This window comes from Mucilaginibacter sp. 14171R-50 (genome assembly GCF_010093045.1).
In the GTDB taxonomy this organism is placed as follows: domain Bacteria; phylum Bacteroidota; class Bacteroidia; order Sphingobacteriales; family Sphingobacteriaceae; genus Mucilaginibacter.
Map to the genome: position 1 here is coordinate 2,740,508 of NZ_CP048115.1, position 24,434 is coordinate 2,764,941.

Sequence of the window (24,434 nt, forward strand, 5' to 3'; positions counted from 1 at the left end):
CAATATCCTCATTTCAGTTCGGCGGCCACAGTGTTATAAATGTCCAAATACTTCCGTGCACATCGCTCAAGCGTTAAATTTTCCAGAATATAATCCCGTGGTTTAAAGTTTGATAGGCTGCCGAGAAAAATGCCCAGCTTTTCCTCAATATCGGCTGCGGAGGTGAATTTTACACCGCATCGTTCGTCCCAATAAGGTACGGAACTTACGGGCGCAAATTTTACCTTATGCGGATAGTAATAAGGGTCCAGCCAGTAACCGGCCCGGTCCCAGGCTAATATCGGGGTGTTGGTGGCCAGTATTTGCTGATAGCCCAGTCCCTGGGTTTCGCTCTCTGACATAAATATAACTGCTTTGCAATTGTTCAGGCCCTGAAGAAGCTGTTGCTGCGTATAACCGCCGTAGCGGATAATGGTAAAGCTTAAATTATTTTTACGGAGCAGGGCTAATGTTGGCTCAAGAATGGCGGTATTATGCCGCCCATGAGTTTTATCGTAAATTAAAAAGTCGGTTCGTTTTTCGCCGGAAGAGGGCTTCCATAATTCGGTGTCTATTCCTGCCGGCCAGGCCAATACCTTTTGTTGATAGTACGGCTCAAACATTTTCCGCATCCACTCACCCGGTACCAGCACGTACCTGACGTTTGGATATCGCCCAAACAGATCGGGGCACTCTATGGGGTGCGAGTAAATACCGGCGCCGAATATGATGGGGTTAAGCCACTTTTTTTCGAATAATATATGCGGCTTCCCAATAATACAGGCAATCTCTTCGGGGTGCTTTTTAATGTACCCATAATCGTTAAAACGGTAGGGGATACCCAGGCGTTTAAGCCCTTCCATCAGGTTTATGGCAACCATCGCTACCCCGCCGGGGCGTTGCTTACCGCGTATAAGCCTGCGAATGGCCCTGCGTGGGTAACGGTCAAACGGTACCCAGCGGTCCGGGTCTGGTTCTTCATAAAAAATATTCAGGGGCTTTGTTTCCATCCGTATTTTATGATGCGCCTAACGCGCAAAAGCCCTTCGGTGATGTTGAACCCAAGTTTGCTGTACATCATTCCGAGAAGGCCGCGCTCAGGAATGTTAAATTCAGGATCAAGCTCATACAACCATTTTATCACACGGTTAGCCGCAGCTATATCGTATTTAGCTATCCAGTGTGCCAAAGGCCATAGCACTGTGCACGCTGCTTTCTTATACTCCGGTTTTAATTGGCCTTTGCTATCCAGTTCCGCTAATATTTTTTGATAGATACCTAAATGCTGCGCGTTTACTGCCTGCATGCGCGTGTGGTTATAATTACCCTGCATTTGTTGTTGATGTTGTACCCAATAGCCCGCGCATCCTTCCAAAACAGCCATTTCAGGCTTCAGTAAAGCAACTTCCAATAAAAACATCCGGTCTTCACGATAGGCAAAATCGGGCCGGCGCGGCACTTTTTCGACCAGGCTGCGATGAAATAACATTCCTAAGAAATGGCTGCCGTAGCCGTTTCCTAATTGTATCTCTAAGAAATCTTCCCAATCAGTAATTTCGGGTGCCTGGGTAATCGCTTTTAACGATTCATCGTAGTAATCAACCCGCGAACAAATTAACTGGGCCTTTGTGGTTACCGCTTTATTAAACTGCCTGTCAATTGTATCCGCGCAAAGAAAGTCATCGCTGTCTAAAAAACGTATATACTCGCCTTTCGCAACCCGGAAACCATTATTTATTGCCCTGGTTTGCCCCTGGTTTTCCTGCCTTATGGCCACTATATCTGTTTGATCTTTTAACCATTCCCAGGTACCATCGGTACTGCCGTCGTCTACCACAATGATTTCTGTTTGGCATTTTGTATGCCGGCAACTGTTAATAGCGCGCGGCAGGCACCATAGCCTGTTATATGCGGGTATAATTACGCTTACGTCCATTAAACTATCCTATCCGAGGGTTTAACCCCGCGGGTGCCAAACAGTGCCCTGTAAACCGGTCTGAATAGATCTTTAATACTATTTTTTAATTGAGCAGGATATTGGATGCCTATTAATGCAACCATCTCCGATATAAGGTTTAGCTTATTTAACGACGCTTTAGCCAAACGGTAAGCTTCCCGTTTATAAGGATAATGCTGGGTATAATATCCCAGAAAATGCACAATTGCCGGCGAAACTTTTTCAAACGGATACCAGCTTTGGTGCAACGGGTTTGGCAGTTGCGGATTTACAAGCTCGCGGCTTCCGCTAATCACATCTATCTGGTATCCGCCGGGGCAGGCCTGCGGGTCGCTCATGATCGTTCCATCGTCGGTTAGGGGCATTTGTCCGTGCAGTTGCATGGCAAGGGCCATAATAACCTCGTCATTAGGGCTGTTTCGTAATCTTACAAAGCCAATCTCGTCATACGCCTTCTCCAATTTGCGGGCTTCGGTGTAAACTGTCGTTGCTTTGTCGCCTTTTTCGATATAGTATAAGCCGCCGTTAAACTTCGGTATATGCGGTACGTTAAACTGCCTGCAAATGTCCTCTATATCGCCAAACCACTCTCCATGTGATATGTATGAACCTGCTACAGATACCGCACGCCCTTCAAAACGACTGAACAATGGCGTCAACTCCTCAAATATGAGGCAGTCGCTGTCTACAAATAGGGTTTGGCCTTCGGGCGCTAACTTGTCCAGATGCAGCTTTGCCGAAAAGGCCGGCCCCAGTTCGCCGGGAGTTACCTGTATCCGGTTGATCTTGTTTTTTACGTCTCCCGGAATTAAATCGGGCAGGTCTGTAACAAGGTGAAATTTTATATCAGACGCCGGGTGCCAGTGTAAAAACGAGCGCGCGAGATTTACAGCCATATCTACAAAAAGGGGCTTACCGGTGGCTATGGTTAAAACGTTTTTATTCACTTACAAGCTTGCATCTATCTTATATAACGCTTTTACCTGGTCACGATAGGCTTGTTTTGCCGGATGATCAAAACTGATCTCACCGACGTAAAAGCCGGAGCTGTTATGCGGTATGATCACCGGCTCTTCCTGATCGAACCTTTTGTATACATCGTGCACTAAAATATCAGGGAAGTGCTTGTGATATATTTTTTTCAAAAACTCCTGATCTATCGCGTACCTGTTGCTTTTTGTAAAGCGTAGCATTTTGCTTTTGAAGTTTTGACTGATGTTTTTTGTTTCTAACGCCCACATACCGGCCATTATCAATTCCGTGTGAAAAGGATGGTCCCTGATGATATGCATTTTTTTCCCGGACGAGATCCAGTCGCCGGTCATTTGCTTTTCCCGGTCCGAGGCTACTGAATCTATATCCCTGATCAGCGCTCGTGATACATTCGGATCATCTAATACCAAAAAGCGCCAAAAGGTATGCCGGAAATCAAAACCACCGCTTTGCATCACAAACAGCTCGCAGTTGTACCGCTTTATTTTTTCGAGGATATCCGCAGGAATGTCATACGCCGCATAAACCCGCAGCACCCAATTGTCGAAGTGCTGTATATAACTCGCTAAACAGGCATCTACATTATTCAGGTAGTTAGCATTGCTGCCAAATAAGCAGAAGGAGATAACGTTTTTCGGATGATCTTGATACCCGTAAACACTATCTATTTTAAATAAAGTAAAGTTGGACACCAGGCTCGAAAAGAAGTTATTAACCCTTCGTGTAACTGCCTTAGCGTATCGTTTAATGGTGAACATTGCTTAGCCGCGGTGCCTGATGTAACTTATAAGCTTGGCAAAGCGCCAGCCTAACACTTTGCTCAGTAACATGCTGAATTTTCCTGAAACATATTTTGGGCCCGTGTAGCCAAATTTCTTTGCCCGTTTGATGGCTTTATTTGAGATGGCCATGTGCGCAGGGTAACTGGCCACGCCCAATTCCCAATAATGTCTTGCAAAAATCCTGTCCAGCAGTTCGTTATCGAAGCGTGCTTTTAAATAGCTATACTTCAGGTCGATAGCTAAAAATGTATTTTCAAAAGCCTCCGCAGTTTTTTGCGCAGATAATGAGGTGCCTTTGATATATTTACGATAGTAATTTATACCCGCAGGGCTGTACTTTACGCCCTGCGAAGCTAAAATAACCCTGCAAAAAAATTCACCGTCATCGTCGGGGCATTTAAATTCGTTCCAGTAACCGGCTTTTTTGATAAGGGCAGCAGCCGTTAACCAGGCATTTGGCTGAATCATCCCGCCGTAGCCGGGCATTACTTCGGGGCCCGTATAAAGCTTCAATAAAAAGTCGACAGGGTCATCCCAATTGGCATTATACCACTCCCTGGTTGGATGTGAACGGTAAGGGTCTGTACCATCCATAAAATGAACGGTATTGCAAACTGCTATAAATTCATCGCTACTGTTCATTAAGGCTACCTGCGCAGCAATCTTATCGCTGCTTAAAAGGTCGTCGGCGTCCAGAAACTGGATGTATTTTCCGCCCGCCTGTTTAAGGCCAAAGTTACGCGCCGCGCTTGCCCCCTTGTTGGCTTGCTGATAAATTTTGATACGGGTATCCGTAAATGTTTTTGCAATGCCCACACTGCTATCTGTAGAACCGTCATCCACAATAATTACCTCGATATTTTGCCACGATTGGTTTAATGCCGATTGAATGGTGTCCGCAATGTGCCTTTCGGCATTATAAACCGGGGTAATTATCGATACTAATGGTGCTGCGGCCTTATTTAACGGGTCTTTTAAGTTCACCTTACAGTCGCCGGTTTCCAAAGGCTTTTATAAAGCATCTGTATGTAGCGGTTAAAATAGTATATGACCGAGCGGGCTGCCGGCGGCTTACCATGTAGCTTCTCTATGTTCATATCGTCTTCACGCCATTTGTCTTTCCACTTTGCATCGCCCGACTTTGAATCGCCATAAAGCCGCACAGTACCAATAGGGTAACGTACATGCTTTTTGCTCTGCCCTTTTACCAGCCTTATCCATAACTCTCCATCAACATTGCAGTTCATAGCTTCCCAAATGGGTTTATTTGCAGATGCCTTCCAAAACGCGGAATGGGAGGCAATGAGGCCGCCAAATCTTAAAAATGCATCTTTCACCATATAAGCCTTCCAGTAACGCTGAACCACGCTGTTTTTATTCACCTGCAGCGCATCGCCATAATAGAACGACCTGCCCGAACGTATGATAGCTGTCGCTAATACAAACAGGCCCTTAAAGTTGTAAAAATCATCGCTGTTTAACCATCCGTAATAATCGCCGCCGGCAATGCTAAAACCCATGTTTATGGCTTGCCCCTGGCCGCCATCGGGATGGCTTTGCCAATGACTTATCCACGGCGAATAAGTTTCTAATATGGCCTTGGTATCATCGTTACTGCCGCCATCCATTACTATAAGTTCAAGGTTGGGATAGTTTTGCAGCAGCACAGAGCGTATGGCTTCCTCGATATATATACCCTGATTATACGATGGGATGACGATGGTGAGCTTCGGCCAGCGTACCTGGGTACTATATATGCCGCTATCTACCTCGGTTTGCCAGGGCCAGCCCGTTTTATCGTCTATCCGCGGTAATACGGCCAGCAGTCCTTCGTGCGGATTGGGTACCGTGGCCAAGGGCAGTTTTACGCCTTTAGCCACCAACCTTTCGCGGTGGGCCGGTAGTACCGCTGCCAGCTCTTTTTCTATTTTTAACTTGTAATGGCTATCCTGCATGTGCTATTTCCAATTTTGCAAACAGATTTTTTAACCTGGTTACGTTTACCCTGATATCTGCCCTTTTACCTTTACCGCCTCTCTTTATGCGCTCGCCTTCAAGGTAGCCGTATCTCAGATCAAGATGCTCCGCAATTATCCAGTAGCAGGGGTTTACCCACTCGGCCGAGAAAAGGTCAATGATGGTTGTGCCCGGCTTGCAAAATACAATGTTTGTTAAACCTGCGCCGTGCGCACCTATTACCATATTTGCGCGGGCAAAAAGCGCCGCCTGTTGTGCCACCGAAAGTTTTTCGGGGTGTATAATTTCCACTTTAAACGGGGTCAAAAAGGCGAGGACTTCGTCCTCGTTCACTATCTTTCTGCCGTGCGGTCTTTGTATGTAAAGGGTTAATGGTGCCCCGCCATTATTCATCTCTTTTGCATACAATTCTCTCAGGTATACGCATGCCCGCAACGACGGCCTGTTATTGGCCGATGCCAGCGACGGCACCAACAGCTTTTTTGCCCGCACATGAAAACCCCAGTGATCGTTTGACGCGATGACCTTTGAATCGTCAATACCCGCGCGGGCCAAAGTTTCGTTTTGGTAGTTATTTGGAAGGTAATTGATAATAAATTTATCGATGGCGCTCAGATTGACAGCTTTTTTTAAAATGGCTATCCTTGGCAAAATATCAAACATCCAATGGTAGTAAACAAAGCTGCCCGAGGTTGCTAATACTGCGCAATACTCATCAACCTGGCTCGGAGGTGTCAGTTTAAACTGGTTAAAAATAGAATGAGTACGGTTATCGAACTCACGCGATACATCTTCAAATAAATAATGATCGTCGGTGATCACCGCGCCCTGGTTACCCCACACATACCAGCCGATGCCTTGCATAACAAAAGTTTGCCGGGGCGGCTCATGCAGGTTTCTTTTGAAGGCTTTATGAAGCCCGCCAATGGTTACCGGCGGTTTGCGCGTATAACCTTCTACTGTATCCTTATATAAAACCTCGTGATCCAGTTTTAACCTGTCGAAGCTTATCCTGCCTGCTGGCAAATACGAGGAACCGCTGTTGCTGTTAAGCAACTTTGCAATCCCTATCAGCAGTCTTTTAATAAATAGTTTCAGCGCCGTCACGTTATGGGAGGATAGCGAATAACACTTTTTTGAATTTTTGCATCAGCCTGCTGCCAACATACTTTTCTTTAAAATACATAAGCAGATCGCCAAACCTGTCGTACTGATGAATTACATGGTAGGTTTCGCCCCGGTTGTTCACTATGTCGCCGTTGGCAAGCTGTTTAAACGTGCTGCAAGCCCCAAGTGTTAAAACCAACGCCTGTGTATTGGGTATTACCATTGCATTTGAATTGGCCTGTGTGTATATGTACGCGTTGTGTATGCCCTGGTCAATTCCCCAATGCAGGTCCGCCCGGAACTTTAACCGGGTTTGTATATATTTTAAATAACTTATAATGTGTATGCCACTGCCTGCAACAACACCGGCGCAACTTACATTCTCGTTGATCATTTTATTGGTAACATCCGGCCCGTTGGCAAGCAAGCTCCAGTTGTAATTTAGCTTTGATGTACGGAATATCTCTGAGGCGTCTTCAAGGAAGAAGTATATCTTGTCAGGAGCTATGCCGTCGAAAATGTTTTTTTGAAACACTACGTCCCGGATGTCAGTCAGCATTATATTTCCATATTTACCGGGGTTATCCTGCAGGTATTTTAAGTAAAAAAGGAAACGGTAGTTGTTGAGGGTTATTTCGGGCGAAATATCCTCAAAAACTGCTGTATAACTGTCATTGAAAGGATAGGTAGTATCAAATTCAATTAATATTGCCCCTTGTTTTGCCAACGATCTTTTTGTGGCTTTTGAAGTACTTGCAGATACAAATATCACCAGGTCGCCATCGTACCGGGTTGCTTTTAACGACCTGATGAACGGCTCCACCACCGGGTAACTGTATTGATGAAGAACAGTAAGGATAAGGTTTTTCATCGTAAAGTGTTAAAAAGCCCCGTTGTTTTATGGGCAATAAGTTGCCAGCTAAAGTTATCCACTGCTTTTTCACGCGCTTTTAAGGCCATGCGTTGTAATAGGGTAGGGTTATTGTACAAGGTGTTTATGGCGTCGCACATATCGTCGGCGTTTTGGCTGCGGCACAGTACTGATACAGCGCTGTCAAGATACGTGTGTATGGCCGGCAGATCTGTAGCTATAACCGGTAACCCGCAGGCAAGCGCCTCCAGAACCGCGTTATTTGCCGTACAATCAAGCAGGGGGATAAGGCAGCAATCGGCCTGCTGATACAAACTTAAAAGCTGATGTTCTGATATCCCGGAGTACCAGTCCACATTAGGCAGGGCCATCATTTCGATAAGATGCCGCTCTGTTACGCTTGCCTTATCCAGGTACACAATATCAAACCGGATGTTTAGTGACGATGCCGAAAGCTTTTTAACTACAGTGGCCAGGGTAACTGTATCGCGTAAGTAACGGCCGGCAAATATTACTTTGAATGGCCTGTCTTTATCAATCGTTTTTAATGGTTTGTAAAAGACCGTATCAACACCATGCGGGATGCAAACAGCCTTGCCGGTATTAACGCTGTTAAAGTGGTCCCGGTCATATTCAGATAGGGTAATAACCTTATCGGCACACGCATGCCTGTTATAGAGCACTTTATTAGTTTCCCACCAGGATACAGGCTGGTGATTGGTGACCACAACAGGAGAACTGATCAATTTTTTGACCGACGCACCCAACCCAAAGTAAGGCTCGCCATACGTATAATGAATAATATCATAGTTTTTGCTGACAGACTTTAGCAGCAGTTTAGACTCGACTTCTACCGATTGAGCGTTGTAAAAACCCGACTTGCCGATAAGCTTTGCGGTAGCAGCCAGCAGCCGGCCCACACCGCGCGGATACATTTTTTTAAAATTGCAGTATACAGAATCGACAGTGGCCATAGGTGACATATGATGATAAAGGGCATCATAGCCGCTGTACACACTCATGTGCTCAAATTTTTCGCGCAGGGCTAAAATTTTAACCATCTGTAAAGCACGCCGCCTAAACGGGTGCGGCGCAAATGAAATAATGTTATCTCTTTCAACGAACCGCCTTTCGTTTCAAAAGTGTCGTTAAACTGTTTTGATATGCGCCTGATCTCGGCGAAGCTTAGTCTGCCATTTATATAACCCAGGTTTTCAAAAAACCAGGGCCGGGCTAATTGTAAAAGCGCCATTTTTTGCGAGGGGTACTTTTTAACAATATATTTTACGAAAAGCAGCAAAGCCAATGCCTTTGAGCAGGCAAATTCTTTTGCCGAACTGATGTTAACACCGCTTGCCCGCCATGATACAGTTTCGTGGCGGATGGTATAAATTGGTATTTCGCCGGTAAATGTTATCCACGAAGCATCGTCTGAGCAATAGGCTTTCGGGAAATTCACAAAACCGTTGTTTAATTTGAAAGCGTCTTTCCTGAAGATATATTCAACCGCAGCGCTTAACGACCTGGATTGAAGCCTCCTTTGTAAAAAGTCGAAACCGCTTTCCAATTCGGGGTGAGGGTCTTTAACGCAAATTACCCGGCCATCAGCATCGATCATTTCTATATTAAAACGGTATATGTTATGGCGTTCATTAGTGGCCTTTAAAGCATCAAAAAACGCCTGAACACACCCGGGCGACATGATATCATCATCCGAAAAGAGCCATATCCATTCTTCGGTCGCCAGTTCAACGCTGCGGTTCCAGTGTTTAACCAGGTCGTAACTGCCGGCATTGTCCTCAAAGCGATGGTATTCAATATCCAGCCGCCCGACGTACTTTTCGGCCACCGCTTTAATGTCTTCCTTGCTGCCATCGTCGCTGATATAAACTTTAAAATTCTTATTGCTTTGATTGGTTACAGACGCCAGCGCCGCGTCAAAAAACTTGATCTTATATGCAGGTATAACTATGGCAAGCCGGGTATTCATTTGCTGCCTGCTATAACATCGCTTATCAAAGTAAATATTTGCGGCGCTATAATATTCACATCGTATTTTTTCACCATATCGGCCGCGTTTTTGCCGGCCTGCGCAGCTTTTTCAGGTTGCCGGTATGTTTCAATAATGGCATTTGCCATGGCATCAATATCACCGTAATCAAAGGTTTGGCCTGTATCGGGCGTAACAATTTCGGGGATTCCGCCGGTGCCCTTAAAACAAAAAATGGGTTTTTGTAATGCCGCCGCTTCCAGGCAAACCAGCGGGAAAGGGTCCTCGCGCGAGGTAAGCACAAACAGGTTAAACAGTTGGTAATAGTTTTGCGGGACCGCCTTGCGGCCTGTAAAGATGATCTTGTTTTTCAGGCCAAGCTTATCCGTTTCGTAGACAGCCTGCGCCCTTGCTTCCTTTGACTGATGGCCAACCCAAACAAATTTTATATTGCCATCAGGCAGCTTTTTGTTTACCAGCCGCGCAAGCTGCAAAAAAATATCAGTGCCTTTGCGCCAGCCGGCAATGCCCGATGCCCCTACAACAAATTCATCATTTAAAGCAAGTTCGGCTTTTGCCTCTGCAGGGGTAAGGGCAGGGCGCGATATCTCGTCGATAGCGATAAATTCGTTTAACACCGATACCTTTTGCGCCGGCACCTGGATGTTATTAACCATATTATCGTAAACGCTTTTGCTGGCTGCTATATAATGATCTGTTACGGCTGTATTAACTTTATTGAAGGCATCCGGAAAATAAGCGTTTATAGAATACGAAAGCTCATGAATATGTGCAATCACCGGGCACTTGTATAAGTTTTTCAACAAAGGCGCCATGTGCATGGTATCGGCAGTGTTGAGATAAACAAGATCGAACTTTTGTTGCTTTAACCTTTTTGGGAACGGGATGAACAAGCCGCGCTTACCGCTTAGTTTTAATAACATGGAAACAAAACGCCTGCCAACAGATGAGGAGAGCCGGCCCGGTTGCCATACGTTGGTTTGGCCCAGGTTTTCAAAGCCGGGCTGTAAAGGGCCGCCATCCTTAAGCAATACGTAGACGTTTACGTCGGTATTATTTTTAAGCCATTTTACAAGATGCAGCAGCACCATTGGCGCTCCCATCAGGGCGGCATCGTTAGAAACAAAAAGGATGTTTTTTTTCAAATGATCGGTTATAAATTTTTCTGCCCAGGTATTTTAACACCTGTGGCTGATAAAAATAGCTGTATAAAAAACCCCGCTGAACCTTTTTTAGCCATTTCTTGGCATTACCTGCATCTGCCGATTTATTACGCCCATCAAAATAAAAGATGCCCGAAACAAAATTTATCTTTAAAACTTTCGCCTTCAAAAACGCCCGCAGTAAAAACCAATAATCCATACTGTAATGGTTTTTTACCGGAAACAGGCCTGCCTTGAGCTGCAAACTTTTTTTATACGCGTACGAAACAGGGTTAAGCGGAAAAACGGGCGGCCAGTAATTTAACACCTGCTTAAGGGTTGTTGCCGGGCTGTTAACCGTTTTAACGCCCGAGTGGTCAATCTCAAGGTCGCAAATAACCATATCTGCATCGGGATTGCTTGCAAAAGCTTCTGCTATAGTTTGTAAGGCATGGGGTTTTAACTCGTCATCGGCATTCAGGTACATGATAATGTCGCCACACGATAACTTAAAAGCTTTATTCATGGCATCAGATTGCCCTTTATCCGGGGCGGATACCCATTTTAAATGAGGGTATTGTTTCAATATATCAATCGTACCATCCTGCGAAGCGCCGTCCACTATAATGTGTTCCCAGTTCTTATAGTCTTGTGTCAGCACGCTGTTGATGGCACGGCCGATATATTTACCGCTGTTGTATGATGGCGTGAGTATCGAAAACTTCAGATTATGCAAAGCTGTTTATGCAGTCGGCCACATAACTTATCTGCTGCGGCGTATGGCAGTAAGATATGGGCAGGCTTAAGGTTGTGGCGTGGATCTGTTCGGATAAGGGGAAGTCCTGACCCTTAAAAAGATGCTTGTACGCCTGCTGTTTATGCGGGGGTATGGGGTAATGTATCTCCGTAAGTATCCCTTTATCCTTTAAAAAAGCGCTGAGCCGGTCGCGCATATCGCAGCGTATGTTATATATATGGAACACATCTTTGTTCTCCGCTTCAATAATTGGTTTTATAAACCTGTCCTTTAACTTATCGAAATAGATACTTGCAAGCTCGTTCTTGTGCCTGTTAATATCGTTCAGCTTAACCAGCTTTTTGCGTAAAAATGCCGCCTGTAACTCGTCCAGCCTCGAGTTATAGCCAATATGGTCGTTATGGTATTTTACTTTTGAGCCGTAATTTCTCAGGCTCCGTAGTTTTTCGGCCAGTTCATCATCACTGGTAGTTATGGCGCCGCCATCGCCCAGCGCGCCCAGATTTTTTGTGGGGTAAAAGCTAAAGGCACCCGTAATACCCCAGTTACCGGCTTTCTTTCCAAAGTGTTCAGCGCCATGGGCCTGGGCGCAATCTTCAATTACCTGCAACCCATAGTTTTGTGCAATACGGGTTATGGCGGTCATATTACACATTTTGCCGTATAAGTGTACCGCCAGTATGGCCTTGGTTTTGCCGGTAATTGCGGCTTCTATTTTATGCGGATCGATGTTATAGCTGCTGATATCCGGTTCAACCAAAACCGGTTTACAGCCTGCATTTATAATACCCAATATGCAGGCGATATATGCATTTGAAGGTACAATAACCTCGGCGCCGGCAGGGAGGTCCAAAACTCTAAGAGATAAGGTGATGGCATCAAGTCCCGAGGCAAGGCCAATGCAATGCTTTGTGCCGCAGTAGTCAGCAAACTCCTTTTCGAAACAGGATACCTGTTCGCCTAAAATATACCAGCCAGCCTTTAATACCTCGTTATACGCATCCCGGTAATCATCTTCAAAAAATGAATTTACCTTGCTTAAAGATTCGTACTCGATGAGGTTATTCATAGGGTTGATAAATGTAGTCCTGCGGATCAAAAAACGTTGATGCGAATACCATTAAAATGGCATCAGCCGAAAAATTATACATCTTATGCCAGTCTTCGGGATGTAGTATCAGGCATTTGGAAGGCGAATTCAGCACGAACTCTTCCTCTTTGACACTATCATTATTATAAATGGTGCAGGTGCCCTGCAGGCAAACGGCCGCTTGCACAGTGGTATGGTGCCTGTGCCCGCCCCTTACAGATTCGTCCACCCCGTATATGTAAAATATCCGTTTAATATCAAAAGGGATAACCCGTTCCAGAACAGTAAGGTTGCCCCTTGTATCGGTATGGGTTACCAGGTCAATCAGTTGGGCCATATAGTGATCTTAGCGCACGTTTAATTTTTGTAAATCTACGATGCGGGTTTACATGCACAATAACATAGTTGTTATAAAACCAATAACCTTGCGGGCTCTTTAACTTTTGTGAAAAACTGCTGTTTAAATGGTTGTTATATCTAAGCGTATTAAAATCGGTATTTGCCTTGTCGGTAAATGACTTTAGCGCTTTAAGGTAGATATGGTAGATACGTTTTAAGCCCCTGGTGTTGTTTTTTACCCCATAATGCTCTAACCCGTTAAAGGCGAAGTTTTTATTGAACACCCTTAAATGGTGAAAGTGATAATAAATCAGCGGCTGTTGATCAACCGTTATTTCACCGTCAACTATTTTGAAATCGTGATTGTCGATATTCCAGGGCGCAAGGCCCGCACCCGGGGTTTTAATTTCGGCAACCTTGTCAAATTCCGCCGGCCAGGTGTCCAGGTATTTCTGGTCTGCAAAGCGGTTGTTCGCTTCGTCGTAAGTATCATAACACCAGTTAAAGCATTGTTGCCGCCAATGGTTTAGGCAGCTTAGGCCGGCTTCGTCTTTTTTAAAGGATTGAAAGCTTACATTATATTTCCCATGTATGGCCAGATGCTGCAGGTTTTTGCTGAAATTATGCGGCGTTATCAGTATAGACGCCTCGCTGTACTGCTCAAAAATAATGGCCGGGTCGTCAAAAAAATAGATATCGGCATCTACCGTGGTTACCTGGCTAACGTTTGCCACTTTGTTAAGGATATACAAGGGCAAATAGGGGCTAAGAGTAAAGTAATATTCAATTATTGACCGGTTACTCTTGGCCTGCTGCAACTCGGGGAAGTAAGCTTCGATCGCGGCAAGCGGGATAACCGAAATACCATCGGTTTTATTTTCATTAAAGTAACCGACAACGATTTCATCAAGCGCCAAAATGTGCAGGATAAATGGCCGCGACGAATGCCTTTTTAGCGAATCAAATAAGGCTAAGCCTCTTGATAAATAATTAATGTCGAAATAAGTAGCGAAATGAAGCACTTAGTTGCGGTGTTTCAATACATACCCTTTCCAGTACATCTTCAGCCCATCGTCGCTCGTTTGGGCGGGGTCGGCAAAGCTGTCAAAATCAACTTCAATACGGTAGGTTCCCGAAAATGCATCTAAAAATTCCTGCTCGTTAAAAAACCAGCAGGGATAACTGGCCTCATAAATTTCAGGCGGAACGTTCTGTACTGTTATCCGGCTTACAGCGGGTGATTGTATAAAGCTTGTCCTGTCAATTATAATATCGGGGATATTTAAAGCGATCAGCTTTTTTATCCATAGGTAGGGTTCTGGTAAATATTGCAGCACGCTGCTCAATAATAATGCATCTGGCTTTTGCTCTTGCATACATTCTTCAACAGAGGCATAGAACTTTAACTGCCCGCTTGCAAAATATTCTTTTCCGCATTCCACAAAATGGCCTTGCTCTACAATACACCATTGCAGGTTTTCAGCATGTTTAAGATGCCCTGCATTTTGAAAGTATGTGCTGCCTAAGCTGCCGCCGAAGTCCAGCACGCATAGCTTGCCATTTGCTGAGGCAATGTTTTGTAAAGCTGCAATCAGCGGCTCACTGTATTGCACCTCATCAAAAACAACGCTGTCGCGCTCATAAGCCGCTTCGCCATTTTTAACCTGGAGCAGTGCATTTTTGCACTTTTCTAAAATTAATTTATCGTCGTAACCATCACATAAAGCCGCCGCCTGCTGCCACGACGGGTAATTGCCATGCCACATGCCCGTATGCGGGCTGTTTTTGCGGCCGCGATATATTTTTAAGATAGCGGGTGGGGTTATACTTCTGATCAGATCTTTTAATGATGGCATATTATTTCTTCGTGCCAATGTATAATACCCTGTTTTCTTCGATATGGCTGATGTCGACAATTGAAAAATGTTTTTCAAAAGCCGCTGTAAACCAATCCTGCGTATAAAAATCGGGTATAGGCGGCGCGGCATATCCATCCCATAAACCCAGGGGCATGAATTCTATGAACACATACTCGGATGAATATTCGGCTATCTTTTTGAAAATAACATTCACATCGTACTTATAGGTTAATATCAGGTGATGGGTAACGGCGAGCGCTAAAACCGCCTGTGACCGGAACCTGGCGGATGGCCGCCCCGAGTTGTACAGTTCTATAGGTTTTATGAAATCAAGCAGCGCCGGCGAAAGCCGTTCAGCATGTCCGGACCGCTTAAAATAGTTGTACATTTTATTTACCGCGTTTTCGTCATAGTCGGTGCAGTTAACGTGCTTTACACCCGTGTTTTCCAGGATCAAAAACGACAGCAGTCCCCAGTTACCAGCCAGTTCTGTTATCGTATCTATTTGTAGTTCGTTTATCTTATCGATTACGAATTTGAACCTGTCGGTACAGGCAATGTCATTATCTGTTATATAGTCATCATGGTAATTGCCCCACTGCGTGGCAACTTTATTTCGCGTCAATTCGGCCAGTTCTGTTTTATACAGGGCTAATTTTTCGTTCAGGGTTTTGGCTTTGGCTTCGCGCAGCCTTAGTTTGTTTTTTATCCTTTCTATCAGCGAACGGGCCTTTACCTCGTATTTAGACTTTGAAAGCTGTAGTAGTTTGTGGTACTCGGCCGATGTAATGCTGCTCAGGTCTTCGCTGTAAATGCGCCGTGCCATTTTATGGCTCACGTTGTTCCAAAGTTCGAGCGGGTATTTAAAATAACCCCAAAATTCTTCAATAGGGTGCCAGTGGTCAGGGCTATCTGCGGGCTTAAGGCTGCCCAGGTCAATAAACACCGGGTTACAACCTTTAAACAAAACATTGTACGGGTGCGCGTCAATCGTATGGTAGCCATATTTCGCGGCTATAATATTTACATCTAAAATGCAGTTGCCTGCGGCCTTTATCATATCAAACGGCCACTCATACACAAAACTGGCGGGACTTATCTTTTCATGCTCGATAATGACATCGAAATACTGCGAGCTTAAAGGAGTTAACGTAGTTTTTGGGAAAAGCGCCCTTTCTTCAAGCTCAGTAAGTAATCCTGTTTCTCTCAGTTTGTGCAGCTCGGCATGTGCCGTTTGTGAAAGGCCGCGGTAAACCCTGTCCTGCCAAAAAAACACCCGGCCGTAGGGGTCTAAGATCGAATAATCCGAGTATTTTATTTCATTTTCGGGGATGAAGCTCATATACTGTCAGTGATCTGCCAAAATTGTTTAGGGATAAACATATACTGACCGGCCGGTAGCTTGCCGTTTCCTAAAAAATCATCCTCCACTATGGTGAAATGATAAGCGTTTTGAACATAATCGCTTATTGCGGCATGATTAAACAAGGCAATGTTGATCATATACGTACCTGCGGTTAAGGCCTGATAGTTTGGTATATCTATCGTTACCTTCCCCTTTCCGGGCAACTTTGACGGGAAATCGGGAATGGTGTCGCTGTCTAAAAACATAACGGCCGCGCCCAGCTCATTATATATGCCGATGTATATTTTGCCGTAATAGACAGGTAATAATGAAGTATAGGTTAAGGTAATGCATAAACCCTCGGTATTACCAATATTGCAACCCGACAAATTATCATTGATATCGATATCTGTAACCCTTATTTCGCCGCTGCCAGATCTGTCCGTCCGTTCGTTGATATGGCTTACGCTGCTGCTTACAATACTTTGATGGTATTGCCTTATTACAGCATTTGTATTCCCTTTTACCATCAGTTCGCCATTACTCAGGAAGATGCTTTTTTCGCAAAGCGAGCTGATGGTGGTCATGTTATGGCTTACAAATAAAACCGTACGGCCTTCGCCTTTGCTTACCTCGTCCATTTTACCGAGGCATTTTTTCTGGAACTCGGCATCGCCTACGGCCAATACTTCATCAACTATCAGTATTTCACTTTCCAGGTGTGCGGCAACTGCAAATGCCAGGCGCACATACATACCAGACGAGTAGCGCTTCACAGGAGTATCGATATATCGCTCGACGCCCGAAAAATTTACTATTTCGTCAAACTTGCGCTTGATCTCGGCCTTGCGCATACCCAATATGGCGCCATTAAGGTATATGTTTTCCTTGCCGGTTAGTTCGGGATGAAAACCGGTGCCTACTTCAAGCAAACTGGCAATACGGCCTTTTATTTTTATTGAGCCCGTGGTGGGTGAGGTTACCCGGCTTAATAATTTTAGCAATGTGCTTTTCCCCGCCCCGTTGCGCCCAATAATGCCTACCGCCTCGCCCTGCTCTATGTCAAAGTTTATATCCTTAAGGCTCCAAACCACATCGCTGTTACTTTTTACCGTACGGTCGTTTGCTTGACCAATTTTCAGGAACGGATCTTCCTTACCGCGAAACCTGGCCCAAAAACGTTCAAAGTCGCGCGTTATGGTGCCGGTACCAAAGTCGCCCAACTGGTAAGCTTTCGACAGGTTCTCTACTTTGATCACTTTAGCCATTATACCGTGTCGACAAACGTTTTTTCAACCTTATTAAAAGTCACTATTCCTACAATAAGCAAAATAAAGGTAACTGCTGTACAATAACCCAGTAATTCGTAGCTAAAGCTGCCTTTGCCAAAAAAGCCATATCTGAAAGTTTCTATGATGCCTGTAATAGGGTTTAACTTTATGATCCAGCTGTACTGGTGAAATTTTGCTTCGGCCTGCGAAAGCGGATAGATAACCGTTGTGGCATACATGAGCAGCGGAACGCCAAAACCTACTACGAATGCAAAGTCGCGGTATTTGGTGGTAACTGCAGATATAAGCATACCCAAACCCAGGCCTTGTGCCGCTATCAGCGCAATAAGGACCGGCAGCAGCAGCGCATAAGCATTTAAACCTACAGGTGTGCCTTTGAGGGAATAAAATAAAAGCAATGCAAAAAACAGGGTTATCTGCACCCCAAACCGGATAAGGTTTGAGGCGATGATACTCAAAGGCATAATCAGGCGCGGAAAGTACACCTTGCTCATGATGCCGCCATGGTCCCTGAACACGGTTGATGTTTTAACAAGGCAGTCTGAAAAGTAATTCCATAATATGGTACCGGCCAGGTAAAATAACGGTTTGGGGACGCCGTCAGTAGGTATCCCGGCCAGGTTGCCAAAAACAAATGAATAAAAAATGATGGTAATAATAGGCTGCACAAAAAACCACAGGGGGCCAAGTATGGTTTGCTTGTAAAACGATACAAAATCGCGCCGTACAAATAGCAGCAGCAGATCGCGATACTGCCATACATCCCGCAGCTTTAAATCAAACAAACTGCTGGTGGGGGTAATTTCCAGGTCCCAGTGTTCTTCCGGTTCAGTCATTAATTAACATTTTTTGCAGCGCGCTGATATAAGTTTGTTCGGTAAAATAGTGTAAGCACACGCTTTTTAAGTGCTTTCGCCTGGCTAACGTTAAAGGTTGCGCTAAATGTTCGGCAATGCTTTTTTCAAGTTCAGCATCGTTATCGGGATTTATTGCAGTGCCCAGTTCGCCATTGCGTATGGCATCAATGCTTCCGTCGGCATTGCCGCAAATAACCGGAAGGCCGCAGGCCAGGGCCTCTATAAAAACAATTCCAAAGCCTTCTTTTTTACTTGGCAGTACAAATAAATCGGCCATTAAAAAATGAGCGGCCAGTTCATCTTCTTTTATAAATCCGGGTAATATTACGTGTTCTGCTACACCTAAACGGTTAATAAGTTGTTTAACACGCACGCCCTCTTCGTTGTCGTATTTTCCGGCCAGTACATATCTGATTTCCGGAAACGTATTTTTAAGCCCTGCAATAGCCCTGATAACCCGGTCGTGCCCTTTGTAGTGCTCTGTTGATGCAAGCCTTGTCAACGTAAAAACTACCGGCCCTTTATTTACAAGGCCATACCTTTTAAGCAGTGTTTCGGGTTTGTCAAAATTAAGGGGCAGCTCCATAAACGGATCCAGTACATTGTTTATCACAACACATTTGGCGGCGCTTATTTTATGCCAATGCTGCATCTGGCTTTTGGTAAAAGCACTTACGCAGATAATATTGTCACACTTGGTAAGCAGCAGGGCTTTGTGGAACGGTAATGGCCTCCAAACTTCAATACCATGTGCTATAACCCACATTTTTGTTTTGGGACGGATGGCTTTTATAAGTAAACCAATAACCGCCAGGTTAATATGGCTTAATATAATGGTATGGTTTTTTTTTGCGTTGAACAGGGCCGCGAATATAAATCGCAAACGCCTGTTGCTAAACCCGCTAAAATTTTGTTTCGGCAGATACTGCGGCATCAGGTCGGCATCTGCATCATATAACGACGATAGCTTAAACTGCCAGCCGTTACTTAAGCAAATATTATAAAGCGAATGCGCCAGGGTGCGGGTCATTTTTTGAATGCCCCCCGTGGTACTGAAAGTTTGCAATGAAAATAGCGTGATGTTTTTAAACATGCCCTTGTACCTGGTATAGCGCATAAGCCCTTGACCAATGCATTTGGCCCCTGCCAAACTTATGTATCACAGATTTTGCTGCTTCGCCTTTGTATATGCTAATATCATTAATTTGCGCGGTATCTTTCATCCATTGCTGCAGGGGGAAAGTGAACCCCATTTTTGGCCTGTCCCATATCATTTTTGGTATAAGCCCCCCAAAGCTATCTATTAATATTTTTTTTGCGGGATGTTTTTGAAACCGTACAGATGGTTTTATTTGCGATACATGCTGCTGAAGATCTTCATTTAAATAAGGTACCCTTACCTCCAGGCCGTGGCACATGCTCATTACATCAGTGTCGTGCAGTAACTGGTTTTGCATGTAAAGGTTGGTCTCAAACCAGGCGGCTTGCAGTTTGTGATGAGTTTCAAGTTCGGGCAGTTTCAGGGTGTTAAACAATATACTGTTAACACCGGCCTCGTGCATGCCGGTTAGTTTGGCAATATCCAAAGGCGCAAACAACCCGCGTAAAAATAAGTAATCGGCTACCGGATTGTTAAAGGCCAGGTAAGCCAGTTTCCGGTAGTTGTCTTTATTGAGTTTCGCCGATGTGCGGAAAACTGACGGCGGCAACATTTTCAGGTAGCGCAGGTATGCCATTCTGTTGAAGGAAGGGTACCCCCCAAATAACTCATCGGCGCCTATGCCCGACAAAACAGTTTTCAAGCCATCCTCGTGAGCGTATTTGCTGATGAACCAACTATTAATGCCATCGGTTGTTGGCATATCCATAGCGTTAAGTATGCAAGGTAAATTCGCTTCAAAATCGGCTTGCTTTACAAGGTGTGTGAAGTTATCGCCGCTTATCTTATCTAAAACAGCGTTTTGATACTTTCGCTCATCGTAATCGGCCTCGTTAAAATATATCGATACGGTTTTCAGTTGCCCGCGCTCGTGGTTAGCCAACAGCGTCAGCAAACTTGAATCGATACCCCCGCTTAAAAAAACACCTATGGGTGCATCGGCTATCAGCTGCCTTTTTACGGCTTTTGTAAGATGCCGGCTTATACCTTCCCGCGCCGTCTGCGCATCGGTTATATAATTTCCCCGCGCCGTTTGCTGGTAGCTTGTAAGCGTATGCCTACCCCGTTTATCGCAGCATAAAAAATGCCCCGGGGGCAGGCTCAACACATTTTTTAATGTGGTGTAAGGTTCCGGTATATGGCCAAATGCCAACAGCCAAACCGGCCATCGGTTATCAGATGCCGTTGCTATACCAGCGGCCTTTAATGCCCTTATTTCTGATGCGAAAGCTATCCGGCCATCTTCGGCATAGTAATATAATGGCTTAATGCCGGTTGTATCCCGCACCAAATAAACATCACCCCCCGCAACATCATACAGCGCGAAAGCGAACATACCCCTTAACTTGCTGAACGAACCTGTCCCCCAGTAAAGGTAAGCCTGGATAATCACTTCGGTATCGGTGCCGGTAGTAAATACAGCCCCCAGCTTTTGCAGATCAGCCTTTAATTCGCGGTAGTTGTATATTTCGCCATTAAAGGTTATCCAGGCTTTGCGGCTGTTATCGGCCATTGGCTGATGGCCGGCCCTGCTAAGGTCAATGATGGCTAACCGCCTGTTACCAAAGGTTACCCTTGCATCCTCGCTGCAATATACGCCCGCGTCATCCGGCCCGCCGTGTTGTAAGGCATCGCATATTATGCCCACTGTTGCTTTCGCTTGTTCGGCTTGTAAACGGTTTGTAACCAGTCCGGCAATCCTGCACATTCTATCCCAATCTATATAGCTTCGCCCGGTAAGTTACAGGATGAATTTGTAACTTATTAATTGTCAGCATTTTATAAAATGCCGTTTATTGGGGCCGTTTAGCTTGTTCGTATAAAGCTAAAGCCTGTTAATTAATGATGCTGCAACGTTTACGATTATTGAGCACCCCAGGTTCTCTAACCGTAATAATAACTGTTTTTGAGAGCGATACGCTATCATTTCGCCGGTAATGCCCTTCAAGGGGCCCGCCTTTATTTTAATCTTTTCTCCGGGAAGCAAATTTTCTTCGGTTATTTCAAGTTCAAGGGCGCTGGCCATCAGCAATCTAAGCTCGTCTATCTGCCTGTCGGGCATGGAGGTTACCCTGCCCGAAAAATATATGAAACGGGCTATCCCTTTGGTCATCAACACCTCGGCCTGGGCGCTATCGGCGATCCGCACAAATAAATATGATTTTATCAGTGGTTCTTCTACCCATTTTTTTCTGTCGCTCCACTGCTTTAAACGACGGTGCAGGGGCAGGTAGGCTTCAACACCTTTACTTACTAAAGCGCTGTAGGCTTTTTTTTCGGCGCGTGGGTGGGTATAAACAGGGTACCATTTAAGGCTGCTATTAGTTAACGGTAAAGCCATATCGTAAACAACACTAATTATTTAAACCAACGGCTAAAATTCCACCACTTCTTTTTATCATTTTCGACATAATAGCCGGAGCTTTCATATCCGCTATAATCAGAGTAATAATAGTACTTACCATAGTTATCGCCAGTGAACCTGGTTGTGTAATATCTTGAATGTAAAAGGTCCTCAGCAAACGCGTTCAGTACTATTACGGTATTATCCAAATGGTATTCCTGCGCGATGCGTTGCGGAATTGTGGCCGCGTAATATTTAGATTTGCCTGACCGTATAACAAAAATGTTGATATCGCTGACACGTATCAGCGGGATAGCATCCGATACCAGACCTATAGGGGCGGTGTCTATCATGATCACATCGTATTTGTTTTTCAGATCGGTTATCAGTTCGCTCATCCGCTGGCTATGCAAAAGCTCCGACGGATTTGGGGGCACGGGGCCTGATATGATAATATCCAGGTTTTTTTGGCTGGTTTGCAGTATGATATCGCTTAACTGCGACTGGCGGGAAAGATAGGTGCTTAACCCGGTATCGTTTGGTACATTGAATGTTTTATGAAGCTTGGAGCGACGCAGATCAGCCCCAACAAGCACCACTTTTTTATCGATGAGGGACAGCGTGCTGGAAAGGTTTACAGCTACAAATGATTTTCCTTCGCCGGCTACCTCAGAAGTTATGCAAATTACCTTGCTCTCTTTTTCTGATGCCAGGAAATTCAGGTTGGTTCGTACTGACCTTACCGATTCGGCAAACATGGTTTTAGGCTTGCTTAATGCCAGTATCTGCGCATTGTCTTCGTCTATCTTCTCCGGGAATTTCCTGATCACACCCAAAATAGGTACCGATGTAAGGCTCTCTACGGTTTCTTTATCATAGATATAAGGGTTTAACAGCCTGATGAGTATTATTAAACCCAGCCCGGTAATTATACCCAAAATTATAGCCGAGCGGTGGATGCCGCGTTCGTCAGGCGACACGGGCGAAAAGTTTGTTTGGGCTTGTTCTATAATGGTTGCGCCCGGTAAAATACCCGCGCGGCTTATTTGTGCCGAAAGCTTCCGCTCAGATAAAAAAGATAAAACCTTTTCGTTAACTTCATAAGGGCGGTTCAGGGCTATCAGGTCGCGTTCGGCAACCGGGAATACCGATATCTGCTTATTTACCGTTGCCAGCTGCGAATTTAAATAGTCTAAATTTGTTTTTACGCTTTTATAGGTAGCATTAATGCTGTTTAACGCGTTGTTTTTTATTTGCAGGATAGACCGGTTGATATCCTGTATGGGCTGCGAGTTGTAGTTATACGTTTTTAATAACTCGTAGCGCTGGTTAAGCAAGTTGTCCAGTTTATCTATTAAACCGTTTAATGCAGGGTCTACGCCGTTGCCTGCGTTAAAATTGAGGTTAACGTTATTCTTTTCTTTGTCAATTTGTTCCTTTAGCTGGTCAATAGCTATCAGTTGTAATTTTAACACCGCTTGTTGCGATTCTATCTCCTTGGCTTTACCTAAGGCGGCCTCGGCTGATGAGCTGACTTCCATCAGCTTGTTTTTTTGCTTAAACTCTAAAATAGACTTTTCGGAACCCTTCACTTTATCAGACAGGTATTGCAGCTGGTCGTCAATAAAGTTTATCATTTGTGTAGCCGATTGTGTTTTGCGGTCGCGGTCGTATATCAAATACTCCTTCATAATCGCGTTCAGCACATCGGCGGCAAATTGCGGGTTGGCATCTGTTTGCTGTAACAGCAAAACGTTAGAATATTTGGCAAGTTCGCTGGTACGCAAACCGCCCCGTACCCGGCCAATAAAATCTTCGGGGATGTTAAATTTAAACAGGTACACCGTGTTTTTACCAATGCCCGCAGCAGGTGGCCGGATGATAAAAGTAGTTGGCCCGACAGTTATAGGGCTGTTATATGAATAGTTTTTGGAAATTTCCTTTTCGCCTGCCTGGTACGATAAGTTAAAGCTGGTTTTATCGATAGCCCTGAAATTGACGAGCCCCCGGTAAAAGTTTAAGCTGTCAAACTGCAGGGTTTGTATCTCAAGCGGCTTTTGCGGATAAATTTCGCTTGTACGAACACGGCCCTGTATATAAAAGCTTATAGGGTAGTTAAGGTCTTTAATAGCCGCTAAAATAACCGTGGGGCTTTGTATAACAGATGTTTCGCTTTGTATTTTTGACGGCCCCCTGTCTGAGCTGCCTATCACATTCACCAGATCGGATATTTCTGATTTCTTTTCCTCGAGCTTCATGGTGCCCGATGTGGCATACGTTTTTGGCGTGTACCACAAATAAACATACGAACCGAGAATAAACAGAATAAGGGAACCTGCTATCCAGTACCAACGGCTTAGCAGTATCTTGCCTATCTTAAAATAGTCAATTTCCTGGTTTGGCAGTTTTTTTATGATCTTATTGCTTTCTTCCATTAATAATATCGCGGCTTACTAATATACATTTATTGTGCCTTATTGCAATACAGGCCTGCCGCGTTAGCTATTGGTTTAAATTAGGTGCCAAATCATCAACTCATAAATTTCCTGTTGCTTCGGCAATTCAAAATTACA

The 24,434-nt window shown here is 44.7% G+C and carries 23 protein-coding genes; all 23 read right to left on the bottom strand.

Annotation, left to right across the window (positions count from 1 at the left end; all coding sequences use genetic code 11):
- Nucleotides 1-8: 8 nt before the first annotated feature.
- Nucleotides 9-989, bottom strand: a complete 981-nt coding sequence (locus GWR56_RS12610) for a glycosyltransferase (RefSeq protein WP_162431590.1) — start codon at nt 987-989, stop codon at nt 9-11.
- Nucleotides 971-1,915 (bottom strand): glycosyltransferase family 2 protein, encoded by a 945-nt coding sequence (locus GWR56_RS12615; protein WP_162431591.1) that lies wholly within the window; start codon nt 1,913-1,915, stop codon nt 971-973. The genes GWR56_RS12610 and GWR56_RS12615 overlap by 19 nt, the downstream gene beginning before the upstream one ends.
- Complete coding sequence (locus tag GWR56_RS12620; RefSeq protein WP_162431592.1) at nt 1,915-2,883, bottom strand: hypothetical protein; 969 nt, start codon at nt 2,881-2,883, stop codon at nt 1,915-1,917. The genes GWR56_RS12615 and GWR56_RS12620 overlap by 1 nt, the downstream gene beginning before the upstream one ends.
- Nucleotides 2,884-3,687 carry a hypothetical protein gene (locus GWR56_RS12625; protein WP_162431593.1) on the bottom strand — a complete coding sequence of 268 codons (804 nt, stop codon included), beginning with the start codon at nt 3,685-3,687 and terminating at the stop codon, nt 2,884-2,886.
- Between the two features lie 3 nt (nt 3,688-3,690).
- Nucleotides 3,691-4,716 (bottom strand): glycosyltransferase family A protein, encoded by a 1,026-nt coding sequence (locus tag GWR56_RS12630; RefSeq protein ID WP_162431594.1) that lies wholly within the window; start codon nt 4,714-4,716, stop codon nt 3,691-3,693.
- The gene (locus GWR56_RS12635; protein WP_162431595.1) at nt 4,692-5,666 is read right to left on the bottom strand and encodes a glycosyltransferase family 2 protein; all 975 of its coding nucleotides are present in this window, start codon (nt 5,664-5,666) and stop codon (nt 4,692-4,694) included. The genes GWR56_RS12630 and GWR56_RS12635 overlap by 25 nt, the downstream gene beginning before the upstream one ends.
- The gene (locus tag GWR56_RS12640; protein WP_162431596.1) at nt 5,656-6,795 is read right to left on the bottom strand and encodes a DUF563 domain-containing protein; all 1,140 of its coding nucleotides are present in this window, start codon (nt 6,793-6,795) and stop codon (nt 5,656-5,658) included. Before GWR56_RS12640 ends, GWR56_RS12635 begins: the two co-directional genes overlap by 11 nt.
- Nucleotide 6,796: 1 nt before the next feature.
- Complete coding sequence (locus GWR56_RS12645; protein WP_162431597.1) at nt 6,797-7,666, bottom strand: hypothetical protein; 870 nt, start codon at nt 7,664-7,666, stop codon at nt 6,797-6,799.
- On the bottom strand, nt 7,663-8,727 hold the full coding sequence (locus tag GWR56_RS12650) for a glycosyltransferase family 4 protein (RefSeq protein ID WP_162431598.1): 1,065 nt from the start codon (nt 8,725-8,727) through the stop codon (nt 7,663-7,665). Before GWR56_RS12650 ends, GWR56_RS12645 begins: the two co-directional genes overlap by 4 nt.
- Complete coding sequence (locus GWR56_RS12655) at nt 8,712-9,656, bottom strand: glycosyltransferase family A protein (RefSeq protein ID WP_162431599.1); 945 nt, start codon at nt 9,654-9,656, stop codon at nt 8,712-8,714. Before GWR56_RS12655 ends, GWR56_RS12650 begins: the two co-directional genes overlap by 16 nt.
- Entirely contained in the window at nt 9,653-10,822 is a 1,170-nt protein-coding gene (locus GWR56_RS12660) for a glycosyltransferase family 4 protein (protein ID WP_162431600.1), read from the bottom strand. The genes GWR56_RS12655 and GWR56_RS12660 overlap by 4 nt, the downstream gene beginning before the upstream one ends.
- Nucleotides 10,794-11,555 (bottom strand): glycosyltransferase family 2 protein, encoded by a 762-nt coding sequence (locus GWR56_RS12665; protein WP_162431601.1) that lies wholly within the window; start codon nt 11,553-11,555, stop codon nt 10,794-10,796. Before GWR56_RS12665 ends, GWR56_RS12660 begins: the two co-directional genes overlap by 29 nt.
- Entirely contained in the window at nt 11,548-12,645 is a 1,098-nt protein-coding gene (locus tag GWR56_RS12670; protein WP_162431602.1) for a DegT/DnrJ/EryC1/StrS aminotransferase family protein, read from the bottom strand. The genes GWR56_RS12665 and GWR56_RS12670 overlap by 8 nt, the downstream gene beginning before the upstream one ends.
- Nucleotides 12,638-13,003, bottom strand: coding sequence for an FdtA/QdtA family cupin domain-containing protein (locus tag GWR56_RS12675; protein WP_162431603.1), 366 nt, complete (start codon nt 13,001-13,003; stop codon nt 12,638-12,640). Before GWR56_RS12675 ends, GWR56_RS12670 begins: the two co-directional genes overlap by 8 nt.
- Nucleotides 12,987-14,027 (bottom strand): glycosyl transferase, encoded by a 1,041-nt coding sequence (locus GWR56_RS12680; RefSeq protein ID WP_162431604.1) that lies wholly within the window; start codon nt 14,025-14,027, stop codon nt 12,987-12,989. Before GWR56_RS12680 ends, GWR56_RS12675 begins: the two co-directional genes overlap by 17 nt.
- Entirely contained in the window at nt 14,028-14,861 is an 834-nt protein-coding gene (locus tag GWR56_RS12685) for a TIGR04325 family methyltransferase (RefSeq protein WP_162431605.1), read from the bottom strand.
- 1 nt (nt 14,862) lies between these two features.
- Nucleotides 14,863-16,206, bottom strand: a complete 1,344-nt coding sequence (locus GWR56_RS12690; protein ID WP_162431606.1) for a hypothetical protein — start codon at nt 16,204-16,206, stop codon at nt 14,863-14,865.
- On the bottom strand, nt 16,203-17,477 hold the full coding sequence (locus tag GWR56_RS12695) for an ABC transporter ATP-binding protein (RefSeq protein ID WP_162431607.1): 1,275 nt from the start codon (nt 17,475-17,477) through the stop codon (nt 16,203-16,205). The genes GWR56_RS12690 and GWR56_RS12695 overlap by 4 nt, the downstream gene beginning before the upstream one ends.
- Nucleotides 17,477-18,337 (bottom strand): ABC transporter permease, encoded by an 861-nt coding sequence (locus GWR56_RS12700; protein WP_162431608.1) that lies wholly within the window; start codon nt 18,335-18,337, stop codon nt 17,477-17,479. Before GWR56_RS12700 ends, GWR56_RS12695 begins: the two co-directional genes overlap by 1 nt.
- A complete protein-coding gene (locus GWR56_RS12705; protein WP_162431609.1) occupies nt 18,330-19,451 on the bottom strand; it encodes a glycosyltransferase family 4 protein in 1,122 nt (373 codons plus the stop codon). The genes GWR56_RS12700 and GWR56_RS12705 overlap by 8 nt, the downstream gene beginning before the upstream one ends.
- Entirely contained in the window at nt 19,444-21,225 is a 1,782-nt protein-coding gene (gene asnB, locus GWR56_RS12710) for an asparagine synthase (glutamine-hydrolyzing) (RefSeq protein ID WP_162431610.1), read from the bottom strand. The genes GWR56_RS12705 and asnB overlap by 8 nt, the downstream gene beginning before the upstream one ends.
- 117 nt (nt 21,226-21,342) lie before the next feature.
- Entirely contained in the window at nt 21,343-21,858 is a 516-nt protein-coding gene (locus tag GWR56_RS12715) for a UpxY family transcription antiterminator (protein WP_162431611.1), read from the bottom strand.
- A gap of 17 nt (nt 21,859-21,875) precedes the next feature.
- Nucleotides 21,876-24,296 (bottom strand): tyrosine-protein kinase family protein, encoded by a 2,421-nt coding sequence (locus GWR56_RS12720; protein WP_162431612.1) that lies wholly within the window; start codon nt 24,294-24,296, stop codon nt 21,876-21,878.
- Nucleotides 24,297-24,434 lie beyond the last annotated feature (138 nt).